This is a genomic window from Enterobacter cloacae complex sp. P6RS (assembly GCF_014982245.1).
GTDB classification, from domain to species: Bacteria; Pseudomonadota; Gammaproteobacteria; order Enterobacterales; family Enterobacteriaceae; genus Enterobacter; species Enterobacter bugandensis.
Genome location: NZ_JADCLB010000020.1, coordinates 1 through 12,199 on the forward strand (window position 1 = coordinate 1; position 12,199 = coordinate 12,199).

A 12,199-nucleotide genomic window follows, 5' to 3' on the forward strand; every position below is an offset into this window, starting at 1 on the left:
TATCTTAACAAGTCAAAATCCAAGCTTAACAAGAACAATTGTTGAGACTGCTTTTGATTCTGTAATTCCGAATCAATTAGCTTATACCAAAGCAATGATTGATACTCATGCAGCGCAAAACCATATACAAAAAGTTTTATCAATATTGGATTCATTAGCCAAAGTCGATTTGGGTTATATGGCAGAGTCGCTTGTAAACCTCACAGCCTTCAAGCGCAAAGTCTCAAATGACAGCGATAGTGTTGGCGGGCCTATAGATGTTGCTGTATTATCTAAAGGAGATGGATTCGTGTGGTTAAAGAGAAAGCACTATTTTGATAAGGACTTGAATTATAGGTTTTTTAGTCGAAACTAGAGGGTGATTAATGAGTTTACAACAAGTAGTTCAGAACGCATACAAGGCATTGGCAGCAGCGCATTTTACTGTGCAAGGCAATACCCAGGCTCAACAGGTAGTTTTAAAACAGACCAATAACTAAGAAAAACCCGGCGTAAAGCCGGGTTTTTTTCTTTTAATTCAATAAGTTTCCGTAGAACACTCATCTTGTTAATTGCATTAAAACTGCTTTCTGAGATCTAAATAAGCAACTAACATAAATACATTTTAATCTCTAGCCCTTCATACGCAGACTCGTGGTAGCTCAAAAACTAAACGCGTTTACCTGCTAGGATTCTTACGACCTCCCTCATTGTTCTGTACTTACATCTCATCCCCTCGCTCTTCTTGAAAGAAAATTTTCAGCTGTATATCGCTGCATACATCACGAAAAAAGTTTGAATTACAACCCCTTTACGCCCAAGGCTTGACATTAGCTAAGCCCCAGACTTATGCTTGAGTTGTTAGATGACACTGTAAACCACCAAGGCAGGACGCCCACGAAGTAGCCGCCGACGGCATACGAACAGTCGGATGAGGTGGAGAGATTAACGCGCATCAGGTGTAAATGTTCCGCTGGCCGGCGATAAGGCAAACGAGGGTGAGAATGATTGATTTCGCACGCAAACCAGGACGGCAGCAGGCCGTAAAGCTGAACTTCTTCGAGGTGATTCTTCGCCGCCTGTGCTACCTGCTGGCGCAAAAGGGGAATCCAGATGTGTAACTCAACGAAATGCGGGTACTGCGGCAAGCCGGTTGAACCGGAGAAAGTAGTAAAAAGTACCCTTCTCTATCGCAACGGCGCACAGCTGGCGCGCAAAGAAAAAGAATACTGCTCTGAACGTTGTGCTTCGTACGACCAGATGGCACACGAGGCATAACGTAAAAGCCGCGCAAGGCGGCCCGTACGTCCGGTGCTCCCGACCAAAGTTACACCGGAAAACTACTTAAAAAACCAAAGTTCACCCAATGGGCGCTATCTCTGGCCCGGGGATCTTACATCCAAAAAAGAGGATCTCACATGGAATTTTTCTTTGTAGTTAAGGCTACGCAGAAATCTGGCAAAGAAGACGCCGTGATTTGGTTCACCGCGAAATCTGAAGCCCGTGCAAACCTGCAGCTCGATGTTGAGCTGGAAGATGCCGGTATTGAAACCGGCCGCGGTAAGGATTATGCCAAACCGGTTCGCACCGATTTCCCTGTTTACAACGACCTGCCGGAAGAAAGCACAGTGGATTACACCTGGTGCAAACGCTACGAACTGCAGGACGATGGACGCACCTGGCTGCCAAAGGCTGGTGCTGAGTCTACTGGGGTCGTGGACAAAACTGCCGCACCGGAGCCGACTGTTAAAGTCGAAACTACCGTGGAGAGTGTCCCGCTTGAAAACCGCACTCCAGCGGTCCGTTTTGCCGTTCACCTGACCTACGACAAATACCAGTCACACATCAGTAAAGGGCAGCAGCTGGCTGCCAGCGAAATGTCACTGGATGAAGGCAACACATATCTCCAGAACCTGCTGCTGGCGAAGAACGACATCCCTGAAATTGCCGAACTCAGCCTGAACGCTGAGTGGAAACTCGTTCAGGCGATAAAGCAGGTCTTCGCGCAAGATGAAACGCACGAAGCTGAAGTTATCGCTGCATTCATGGCTGACTGGGCGAGAGCAGATGTCAGCGATCGCAATCAGTTAATTGAAGAGTGGAGAAGCGGAAAGCTTTCTCTTCTCAAATCAGAAAGCACCAGCGATACCGATGTTACAGCCGTTCAGGTTCCAGAACCTGAAAACGGTATTCAGATTGACGAGAATGATGACGAAACCACTCGTTATCCAGTCGTTCGTATGCCCTTCCGCAAGCAGCTACTCGCCCAGTTCACCGCCGACGAACTGCGCCACCACTTAACCCGCGAAGAATACGAAGGTATCTGCGCGCTGGAGATGGACACTGACAACAGCTATGTCCAGAACCTGCTGCTGGCGGCAGAAAACTGCGAAGAGGTGAAGGGTTACGATACCAAAGACCTTTGGCGCTATACCGACGCCATTCGCAAGGTGTTCAGCCAGGAGAAGCGTCACGAACTCGCTTTGGTTCTCCGTTTCACCAGAATCTGGGCTGCGACTGATTACATTGACCGCGGCATTCTCGTTCGCGAATGGGCAACCGGAAATCGCATCAGTAATGTTCAGCGTACTGATTCTGGTACCAATGCAGACGGCGGCCATGTAACGGATCGCGGCGAAGGCGCGCATCATACTCTGGACACCCTCGATCTTGAGATCGCATGCGCCCTACTGCCTATGGACTTCCACCACTTCGAAATTCCTTCGAGCGTGTTACGACGAGCCAAAGAAATCGTGGCGAAGAAAGAAGAACCATGGAAATCATGGAGCGCCATCCTGCGTAATCAGCCCGGCGTACTGGCGGTGAACCGTGCGGCAATCTTCAATCTGATCCGCATAGCGCCGGAAAACATCCACCACACGCCAGCGGCTCATCTTGAGTTTATTAATAAAACCATGACGGCTGAGTTTATCTCTGCTGTGGAGTTACTGCCGTTGCCTACTCCTGCAGTTGAGACTGAAGCCCCAGGTGAACAACCGCAGGTTGAAAATCTCGGCAGCGGCGTGTTCTCCATCGATGGCCTGATGGGTGGAAATACCGCCCCGGTCATCGATATCCCCTCAAATGAAGTCGAAAAAACGGAAAACACAGCGGAGACCACCAGCGATGTGCAGATGGAAACGGCTAAGCCAGAGAAAGACGAAGATGTTGGTTCGGTACCACCGGGCGAAAGCACTGATGCAGCTAATTCGCAGACAGATTCCATAGCGCCAGAAGAGCAGCAGTCAGAGCCAGCAATCGAATACCCGGCTTACTTCGAGCCTGGCCGCTACGAAGGTCTGCCGAATGATGTTTATCACGCAGCAAACGGTATTAGCTCAACCCAGGTAAAAGATGCCCGCGTCAGCCTGATGTACTTCAACGCGCGCCATGTGGCTAAAACAATACCGCGCACAGCATCCAAAGTGCTGGACATGGGGAACCTGGTGCATGCCCTTGCACTGCAGCCTGAAAACCTCGAAGAAGAGTTCAGCGTAGAACCTGAGATCCCGGAGGGTGCTTTCACCACCACCGCGACTCTGCGTGAGTTCATCGACGGGTACAACGCCAGCCTGCCGGCACTGCTGAGCGCTGACGAGATTAAAGCGTTGCTTGATGAACATAACGCAGCCCTTCCCGCTCCAGTGCCGCTTGGCGCGAGCGTGGAAGAAACGGGTCAAAGCTATATGGCTCTCCCAGCTGAGTACCAGCGTATTGAAGAAGGCCAGAAGCAAACAGCAACGGCAATGAAGGCATGCATTAAAGAGTTCAACGCGACTCTGCAGACGCCGGTTAAAACCAGCGGCAGCCGTGATGCGTTACTTGAGCAATTAGCAATCATCAATCCAGACCTGGTGGCGCAGGAAGCGCAGAAACCGACACCGCTGAAAGTGTCCGGTACCAAAGCAGACATGATCCAGGCAGTTAAATCAGTTAAGCCCGATGCCATCTTCGCCGACGAACTGCTGGATGCCTGGCGCAACAACCCTGGCGAAAAGATTCTGGTTACCCGCCAGCAGTTGGCCACAGCGCGGGCAATTCAGTCTGCACTCCTGGGGCACCCGACCGCCGGCATGCTGCTGACACATCCAAGCCGCGCCGTTGAAGTGAGCTACTTCGGTTTTGACGACGAAACCGGATTAGAAGTACGTGTACGCCCCGATCTCGAGATTGAACTGGACGGCGTGCGCATCGGTGCTGACCTGAAAACCATCAGCATGTGGAATGTGAAGCAGGAAAGCCTGCGCGCCAGGCTGCACCGGGAAATCATTGATCGGGACTACCACCTCAGTGCGGCTATGTATTGCGAGACCGCGGCGCTGGATCAGTTCTTCTGGATTTTCGTCAACAAAGACGAGAACTACCACTGGATCGCCATCATCGAGGCGTCCACCGAACTGCTTGAACTGGGCATGCTCGAGTACCGCAAAACGATGCGCGCCATCGCAACCGGATTCGACACGGGCGAATGGCCAGCGCCGATCACTACCGATTACACCGATGAACTGAACGACTTCGACCTGCGCCGCCTCGAAGCGCTGCGCGCTCAGGCTTAAGGGGGATTTATGCATAACACTAACGTTACCGTTGCTGACCAGAACACCGTTATTAACTCCAACGTGGCTTTGTTCGATTCCCAGTATCTGAACGCCATCAGCACGTTCGCGCAGATTATGGCCCAGGGCACTGCCACTGTTCCTAAACATCTGCAGGGCAACCAGGCCGACTGCATGGCTGTAGCGATGCAAGCGGCACAGTGGCAGATGAATCCCTTCGCCGTGGCCCAAAAGACGCACCTGATTAACGGTGTGCTCGGGTATGAAGCGCAGCTGGTTAATGCAGTCATTTCGCGCAGCGGCGTGCTGGCCAGCCGCTTTGAATATGAATGGTACGGGCCATGGGAAAAGGTAGTTGGAAAATTCCATATCCGTAAAGGCGACAAAGGCGAGTACCGCGTCCCGGGCTGGACCCTGGCTGACGAAGCCGGGATCGGCATTATTATCCGCGCAACCCTGAAAGGTGAAGATCAGCCAAGGGAACTCGATTTGCTGCTGGCTCAGGCCCGAACCCGAAACTCTACCCTGTGGGCTGACGACCCACGCCAGCAGCTGGCATATCTGGCTGTCAAACGTTGGGCCAGACTGTTCTGCCCGGATGTGATTCTGGGCGTTTACACCCCTGATGAACTGGATGATCGCCGAGAAGAACGAGAGATAAACCCTGCACCGGCGCAGCACGTTAGCCTTGCAGACATTTCAGGTGACAACGTCACTACGACTCAAACGGCTCAGGAATCAGCTCAAAATATTGATGCACTTGCTGATGATTTCCGTGACCGCATCGAGGCGGCTCAGGATGTGGATAGCGCTAAAGCTCTGCGCGCAGATATTGAAACCGTGAAAGCAACGCTGGGTTCTGCCCTGTTCACTGAACTGAAGAACAAAGCTGTGAAGCGTTATTACCTGGTGGACGCACGCAACAAGGTGGAAGCGGCAATCAACTCCCTGCCATCTCCAGATGAACCCGGTGCAGCAGAACGCTTTGGCGAAGCTGAACGCGTGCTGGCATCTGTGAAACGCCATCTGGGAGAGGACCTACACGATCAGTTCAGCATCACCCTGGCGGATATGAAACCGGAATACGTAGGCTAATGGAGGCGGGAGGGTCAGCCCTCCCGGAAAAGGAATGCAAAATCAGAACTGTGTAAAACATCCAGCAATTCGCTACCACGGCGGTAAGTTCCGTCTGGCTTCATGGATTATCCCACAGATGCCTCAGCACGTTTGCTACGTAGAACCTTTCGGCGGCGCAGCCGGCGTGCTGCTGCAAAAACCTCGAAGCTATGCAGAAGTCTATAACGATCTGGATGGCGAGGTAGTTAACCTGTTTCGCGTGCTGCGCGACGTCGAGATGAACCAACGTCTGCAGGAAGCGTGCATGCTAACACCTTATTCTCGGGACGAATTTTGCGCAGCCCGAGATGCAACAGACGAGCCGATTGAACGGGCCAGGCGCATGATTGTACGCGCCAGCATGGGCTTCGGTTCAGCAGCCGGAATCGGTGGTAATTCCGGCTTCCGTAGTGACAGCAAAAGGAAATATGCGACAGCTGCACACCTTTGGGTCCGTTATCCGGAAAATTTGGCAGCAGTAGGTCAGCGCCTCCAAGGGGTCATTATCGAGAATAAAGATGCTCTGGCAGTAATGCACGCTCATGATGCTGAAACCACACTGCATTACATCGATCCACCTTATGTACTTGAAACCCGTGTACAGGGTAACCGTTATTACAGACATGAAATGACTACAGAGGAGCATGTGCATTTGCTCTCAGCGGCAAGAGCGATGCTCGGAATGGTGATGATCAGTGGCTACGACACTGATCTGTATAACGACATGTTAAACGGTTGGGCAAAGCTTACAAGAGGAGCACGCATCAGCGCTGGGCGTGGCACAAAAGTTCGTACTGAATGCTTATGGATTAATCCACAGGCGCAACAAGCGGAGCGTGCAGTATGAAACTAATTAATCGAGGCAGTTATCAATCCCCTTTGGCTCGCCAGGCATGTGAAATCGCGCTCGCCTCCCACCAGCAAAGATATGGTGACTATGGGCGCAGCAAGATGAAAGAGACCTATACGGTGAGAGTGGAAGGCGTGAAGGTCTGGGTTGAAGTTGTCAACTGCAAGGCAAGCTACGTGGCCACAGCAATGACCGGCATCCGCCGACTGCGTTCCCTGCCCGGCCAAGCAAACTGAAACTGAAATATCAACGACTACAGACCGGCATATCTATACTCATGCCGGTTACCTGAGGTGAACCATGTCGCAGGTAATTTTTAACGAAGAATGGGTTGTTGGCGCAAGACTCACAGAAAAAACAGGCCTGACCGAACGACAGATTGAGAAGTATCGCCAGGGCTGTTGGGTGGAAGGTGTCCATTTTAAACGGGTTTCTCCTTCCGGAGAAAAAACCTTGCGTGGCACAACCTGGTACAACTATCCGAGAATTAATCAGTTAATAAGGGATGCGTAAGATGGCAGCTTTGCCTACAGGTGTCGAAATCAGAAACAATAAGATTTGTATCTGGTTTATGTACCGGGGAAAGCGTTGCCGCGAAATTCTCAAAGGTTGGATTAACACCCCGGCGAACATCAAAAAAGCCGGGAATCTTCGGGCTGTGATCGTTAGTGAGATCAACCTTGGAGAGTTTGATTACAACCAGCGCTTTCCTTCATCATCCAGAGCAAAAAAAACCGTAACCACTGTTTCAGTTCAAACCTTTTCAGAACTGTGTGAACTATGGACGAGCATTAAAGAAACCGAAATTAGCGCGAACACGATGCGTAAGACTCGCTCACAACTCGGTACGTTAATGCACATCATTAACGGAGATACGCCTGTTTCAACTATACGCCACAGCGACATTCTGAAATACAGGAAGGAGCTGTTGAACGGTGAGACACTTTACCTGGCAAATCCCAGAAGTAACAAACAGGGACGCACTGTGCGTACCGTGAACAACTATATATCGCTTCTGTGCTCCCTTCTTCGGTTTGCACACAAATCTGGCTTTATCAGTGGCAAACCCTTTGAAGGGATCAAGAAACTACACAAAGGGAAAGTAAAACCGGATCCTTTAACGAAGCAGGAGTTTAGTTTGCTTGCGGAATCCGAGCGTGGCCAAAGCCTCAATATGTGGACGTTCGCAGTTTATACTGGTGTCCGTCATGGAGAGCTTGCAGCTCTTGCCTGGGAAGATATCGACTGGGAAAAAGGTACGGCTCATATACAGCGCAACCTTAATGCCTTGGGCATGTTCGGCCCACCAAAAACCGAAGCAGGTAACCGGGTTATCACCCTTTTAGAGCCGGCACTTGAAGCCTTGAAAGCACAGCGCAAGCTGACGGCGCTGCAGCCTAAAACCGAAATTGTCTTTCATCATCGCGAGTATGGCGCAGTAGAACATCAAAGTCTGCGATTCGTTTTCATACCCAGGATGCGCAAGGGAGAACAGAAAGCCTACTACTCTTTATCGAGCATAGGTGCGAGATTCAACGCAGCTGTAAAACGTGCTGGTATTCGCCGCCGGAATCCGTACCATACGCGGCATACTTTTGCTTGCTGGCTTTTATCTGCCGGCGCTAACCCGTCTTTCATAGCCAGCCAGATGGGGCATGAAAACGCGCAAATGGTTTATGAAGTCTACGGTGCGTGGATTGAAGAAATGAATGGCGAACAGGTGCTGATGCTTAACGATAAGCTGGCACGCTGAAAAATTTTTGCCCCTATTATGCCCCTACTGGCTCCGAAGGTAGTAATAAATGCAAGAAAATCAATCTAATACAAAGAAAGAGCAATACAACCTGAATAAACTGCAAAAGCGCCTGCGCCGTAACGTGGGCGAGGCCATTGCGGACTTCAACATGATTGAGGAAGGCGACCGCATCATGGTTTGCCTGTCAGGGGGTAAAGACAGCTACACCATGCTGGAGATCCTGCGTAATCTTCAGCAAAGCGCGCCGGTGAATTTTTCTCTGGTGGCGGTCAACCTTGACCAGAAACAGCCGGGCTTCCCGGAGCACATTCTGCCGGAATATCTGGAGCAGCTGGGCGTTGAGTACAAAATCGTCGAAGAAAACACCTACGGCATCGTGAAAGAGAAGATTCCGGAAGGGAAAACCACCTGCTCGCTTTGCTCCCGTCTGCGCCGCGGCATTCTCTATCGCACCGCAACGGAACTGGGCGCGACCAAAATTGCGCTGGGCCATCACCGCGACGATATCCTGCAAACGCTGTTCCTGAACATGTTCTACGGCGGCAAGATGAAAGGCATGCCGCCTAAGCTGATGAGCGATGACGGCAAGCATATTGTGATCCGCCCTCTTGCCTACTGCCGGGAAAAAGACATTGAGCGTTTTTCTCAGGCGAAAGGGTTCCCGATCATTCCATGCAATCTGTGCGGCTCACAGCCGAACCTGCAGCGTCAGGTGATTGGCGACATGCTGCGCGACTGGGACAAACGTTATCCGGGCCGTATTGAGACCATGTTCAGCGCGATGCAGAACGTGGTTCCTTCCCACCTCGCGGACGTAGAGCTGTTCGACTTCAAAGGTATCAACCACGGCTCGGAGGTGGTGAATGGTGGCGATCTGGCGTTTGACCGGGAAGAGATCCCAATGCAGCCTGCGGGCTGGCAGCCGGAAGACGAGGACAATCAGTTCGAAGAGTTGCGTCTGAACGTGCTTGAAGTGAAATAAGCGATGGGCGTCTCAGAAAGACCTTCTGAGACGCTTTATGCCTTATTTCAGCAGATGTACGCGGCAGGTTTTGCCTTTAATCTTGCCGTTTTGCAGCTGCTTCCACGCCTTATGCGCAACCGCCTGGCGAACCGCTACGTACACGTGTGCCGGATGAACGGCAATTTTCCCGATATCCGCCCCTTCCAGCCCCACATCTCCGGTCAGTGCGCCCAGCACATCCCCCGGCCGCATCTTGGCCTTTTTGCCGCCATCAATGCACAGCGTCGCCATTTCGGCCTCCAGCGGCACGAGCCTGACGTTGCCCGGCGCGTTCACCCAGTTCAGTTTGATATGCAACATTTCTGAGAGAATATTGGCGCGCTGCGCCTCTTCCGGCGCGCAGAAGCTGATGGCCAGACCGCTGTTTCCGGCGCGAGCAGTGCGACCAATACGGTGGACGTGCACTTCAGGATCCCATGCCAGCTCATAGTTCACCACCAGTTCAAGGGATTTGATATCCAGGCCGCGTGCGGCCACGTCGGTCGCCACCAGCACGCGCGCGCTGCCGTTAGCAAAGCGCACCAGCGTGCGATCGCGATCGCGCTGTTCCAGGTCGCCGTGCAGCGACAGCGCGCTCTGCCCCGCCGCATTCAGGGCATCACAAACCGCCTGGCAGTCTTTTTTGGTATTACAGAACACCACGCATGACGCAGGCTGGTGCTGGCTCAGCAGTTTCTGCAGGAGCGGGATTTTTCCCTGCTGCGAGGTTTCAAAGAACTGCTGTTCGATGGCCGGCAGCGCATCTACGCTGTCGATCTCAATGGTTAGCGGATTATTCTGCACGCGACCGCTAATCGCGGCGATGGCTTCAGGCCAGGTCGCAGAGAACAGCAGCGTCTGCCTCCCGGCCGGCGCGAAGCGGATCACTTCATCAATGGCATCGCTGAAGCCCATATCCAGCATCCTGTCCGCCTCGTCCATCACCAGCGTGCTTAAGGCATCGAGCGAAACGGTGCCTTTTTGCAGGTGATCGAGCAGGCGGCCGGGCGTCGCGACGATAATGTGCGGCGCGTGCTGGAGCGAATCGCGCTGTGCGCCAAACGACTGCCCACCGCAGAGGGTTAAGATCTTGGTATTGGGCAGGAAGCGCGCCAGGCGACGCAGTTCACCCGCGACCTGGTCTGCCAGCTCGCGGGTCGGGCACAGGACCAGTGACTGGGTCTGAAACAGCGACGCGTCAATATGCTGCAGAAGACCAAGACCGAAAGCGGCCGTTTTCCCACTGCCCGTTTTCGCCTGCACGCGCACGTCCCGGCCTTCAAGGATAGCGGGCAGCGCGGCCGCCTGAACAGGCGTCATCGTGAGGTATCCCAACTCGTTGAGGTTGTCGAGTTGGGCGGCAGGCAGAACATTCAGGGTAGAAAAAGCGGTCACAATAATCTCTCGTGGTCATCTTTACGGTCAGATGGCGCGTATCCTCGCAGATCTCGGGGTTCGATGCGACAATTTAATCGGTTCTTCGTCCGGCGGCGGGTCTGGCATCGGCTGCGGACGCGGAATGGGATCGGGCATCGGCACGGGATCGGTGGGGACAGGATCGGACTGACGCGCGTGTTGCAGTAGCAGAGCGAGTAAAATGCTCATCTTTCCCTCCAGAATTTGCTGTCGTCCCTTTTAGGGTAGACGCTGAGAAACAGGAGGCAAAAAAAAGCCGACTATAAAGTCGGCGTCGTACGAATCAATTGTGCTATGCAGTAATTCAAAAAAGGAAGTAAGACAATATGGAGCGCAACGCCCATCGCTTGACGTTGCATTCACCTGCGGGAGTAATATTGCACCTTACGGGGGTGATGTTTATTGACTTCGCTCAATTAAAAGAGCGTTTTAATCCTCGAAAAAGGTGAAAAAATCGTAAATTTACAGCCATTTACTACGATGCAACCACCATGCAACACCACCAATCAAAACAACTAACATGACGCAAAACGCGGTGAAGCCGTACCGATATTCGCCGCCGGGTATACCGCCCAGATTGACGCCAAAAAGCCCTGTCAAAAATGTGCTGGGTAAAAAGACCATCGCCATCAGGGACATCGTGTAGGTTCTTCTCGCCAGCGACTCCTGCATCACCTGTGCGATTTCATCCGCCATGACCGCCGTTCGGGCGATACAGGAATCGATCTCATCCAGCCCGCGGCCCAGCCTGTCAGCAATGTCCTGCATCCGGCGGCGCTGATCGTCATTCATCCAGTTGAGTCTTTCACTGGCCAGACGGGCATACACATCCCGTTGTGGCGTCATATACCGACGCATCACGATCAGCTGCTTGCGCAATAGCGCCAGAAAGCCGCGCGGCGGGATCTGCTGATCGAGCAGATTATCTTCCAGGTCGATGATTTTATCGTGCAGCTCTTCAATAAATTCGCTCGCATGATCGGTCAGGGCGTCACAGACGTCCACCAGCCAGCTGCCGCAGTCAACCGGTCCGGTCCCCTCTTTGAGGTCGTTCACAATGTCATCCAGCGCCAGAACCTTACGCTGACGTGTGGAAACAATCAGCCCATCGTCCATATAGACGCGCATCGCAACCAGCTGATCGGGACGTTCATCCGTGCTGCCGTTTATACAGCGCAGGGTGATAAGCGTCCCGTCACCCATCCTGCTTACGCGAGGCCGCAGGCTTTCCCCCGCCAGCGCATCACGTACGTTGTTAGGCAACAGCGGAGTCGAGGCCAGCCAGTCAGCGCTGTCCGGGTGGGTATAGTTCAGATGTAGCCAGCAGGGATGCTCTTTATCAATGACATCATTATCTTCCAGCGGTCGGGCACCGCCGCGACCGTCCAGCACCCACGCAAAAACTGCGTCAGGAACGTTAAGTTCGGATCCTTTAATGCTCTCCACAGCGCCTCCCCTGTTTGGCTCTTTCGATGTCAGTCTAGCTTCCATCAGGGGTTAAGCAACAACTATGTTTCGCATCG

11 protein-coding genes and 2 pseudogenes are annotated in these 12,199 nt (G+C 52.7%); 10 read left to right on the forward strand and 3 right to left on the reverse strand.

The window, feature by feature from the left end; translation table 11 throughout:
- From INF73_RS13785 to ttcA, 10 genes and pseudogenes are all read left to right on the forward strand, one after another.
- Window positions 1-355: pseudogene (locus INF73_RS13785) on the forward strand (hypothetical protein); the annotation flags it as partial.
- Window positions 356-947: 592 nt separating this feature from the next.
- A pseudogene (locus tag INF73_RS22085) lies at window positions 948-1,100 on the forward strand (hypothetical protein); the annotation flags it as partial.
- Complete coding sequence (locus tag INF73_RS13790) at window positions 1,093-1,257, forward strand: YdaE family protein (protein ID WP_047651444.1); 165 nt, start codon at window positions 1,093-1,095, stop codon at window positions 1,255-1,257. The pseudogene INF73_RS22085 and the gene INF73_RS13790, both read left to right, overlap by 8 nt.
- Window positions 1,258-1,397: 140 nt before the next feature.
- Window positions 1,398-4,535: a RecE family exodeoxyribonuclease gene (locus tag INF73_RS13795; RefSeq protein WP_193542293.1), complete on the forward strand. Its 3,138-nt coding sequence runs from the start codon at window positions 1,398-1,400 to the stop codon at window positions 4,533-4,535.
- A 9-nt stretch (window positions 4,536-4,544) separates the two neighbouring features.
- Window positions 4,545-5,630: a RecT family recombinase gene (locus INF73_RS13800; RefSeq protein ID WP_193542295.1), complete on the forward strand. Its 1,086-nt coding sequence runs from the start codon at window positions 4,545-4,547 to the stop codon at window positions 5,628-5,630.
- A gap of 34 nt (window positions 5,631-5,664) precedes the next feature.
- Complete coding sequence (locus INF73_RS13805; protein ID WP_193542297.1) at window positions 5,665-6,498, forward strand: DNA adenine methylase; 834 nt, start codon at window positions 5,665-5,667, stop codon at window positions 6,496-6,498.
- Window positions 6,495-6,737 carry a DUF4060 family protein gene (locus tag INF73_RS13810; RefSeq protein WP_193542299.1) on the forward strand — a complete coding sequence of 81 codons (243 nt, stop codon included), beginning with the start codon at window positions 6,495-6,497 and terminating at the stop codon, window positions 6,735-6,737. The genes INF73_RS13805 and INF73_RS13810 overlap by 4 nt, the downstream gene beginning before the upstream one ends.
- Before the next feature lie 64 nt (window positions 6,738-6,801).
- On the forward strand, window positions 6,802-7,014 hold the full coding sequence (gene xisR, locus INF73_RS13815) for an excisionase family protein (RefSeq protein WP_014884030.1): 213 nt from the start codon (window positions 6,802-6,804) through the stop codon (window positions 7,012-7,014).
- Window position 7,015: 1 nt separating this feature from the next.
- On the forward strand, window positions 7,016-8,254 hold the full coding sequence (locus INF73_RS13820; RefSeq protein ID WP_193542301.1) for a site-specific integrase: 1,239 nt from the start codon (window positions 7,016-7,018) through the stop codon (window positions 8,252-8,254).
- 49 nt (window positions 8,255-8,303) lie between these two features.
- The gene (ttcA, locus tag INF73_RS13825; protein ID WP_028013348.1) at window positions 8,304-9,239 is read left to right on the forward strand and encodes a tRNA 2-thiocytidine(32) synthetase TtcA; all 936 of its coding nucleotides are present in this window, start codon (window positions 8,304-8,306) and stop codon (window positions 9,237-9,239) included.
- A gap of 42 nt (window positions 9,240-9,281) precedes the next feature.
- Here ttcA and dbpA read toward each other — a convergent pair whose 3' ends face one another.
- From dbpA to zntB, 3 genes are all read right to left on the reverse strand, one after another.
- On the reverse strand, window positions 9,282-10,655 hold the full coding sequence (gene dbpA, locus INF73_RS13830) for an ATP-dependent RNA helicase DbpA (protein WP_193542303.1): 1,374 nt from the start codon (window positions 10,653-10,655) through the stop codon (window positions 9,282-9,284).
- A 27-nt stretch (window positions 10,656-10,682) separates the two neighbouring features.
- Complete coding sequence (locus INF73_RS22090; RefSeq protein WP_305143948.1) at window positions 10,683-10,847, reverse strand: hypothetical protein; 165 nt, start codon at window positions 10,845-10,847, stop codon at window positions 10,683-10,685.
- 291 nt (window positions 10,848-11,138) lie between these two features.
- A complete protein-coding gene (zntB, locus tag INF73_RS13835; protein ID WP_047368662.1) occupies window positions 11,139-12,122 on the reverse strand; it encodes a zinc transporter ZntB in 984 nt (327 codons plus the stop codon).
- Window positions 12,123-12,199: the final 77 nt, after the last annotated feature.

Excerpts from the sequence above, each read along its gene's own strand:
- INF73_RS13795 (WP_193542293.1), top strand. The coding sequence starts at position 1,398 with ATGGAATTTTTCTTTGTAGTTAAGGCTACGCAGAAATCTGGCAAAGAA.
- INF73_RS13820 (WP_193542301.1), top strand. The coding sequence starts at position 7,016 with ATGGCAGCTTTGCCTACAGGTGTCGAAATCAGAAACAATAAGATTTGT.
- INF73_RS13790 (WP_047651444.1), top strand. The coding sequence starts at position 1,093 with ATGTGTAACTCAACGAAATGCGGGTACTGCGGCAAGCCGGTTGAACCG.
- INF73_RS13810 (WP_193542299.1), top strand. The coding sequence starts at position 6,495 with ATGAAACTAATTAATCGAGGCAGTTATCAATCCCCTTTGGCTCGCCAG.
- INF73_RS13805 (WP_193542297.1), top strand. The coding sequence starts at position 5,665 with ATGCAAAATCAGAACTGTGTAAAACATCCAGCAATTCGCTACCACGGC.
- INF73_RS13800 (WP_193542295.1), top strand. The coding sequence starts at position 4,545 with ATGCATAACACTAACGTTACCGTTGCTGACCAGAACACCGTTATTAAC.
- xisR (WP_014884030.1), top strand. The coding sequence starts at position 6,802 with ATGTCGCAGGTAATTTTTAACGAAGAATGGGTTGTTGGCGCAAGACTC.
- ttcA (WP_028013348.1), top strand. The coding sequence starts at position 8,304 with ATGCAAGAAAATCAATCTAATACAAAGAAAGAGCAATACAACCTGAAT.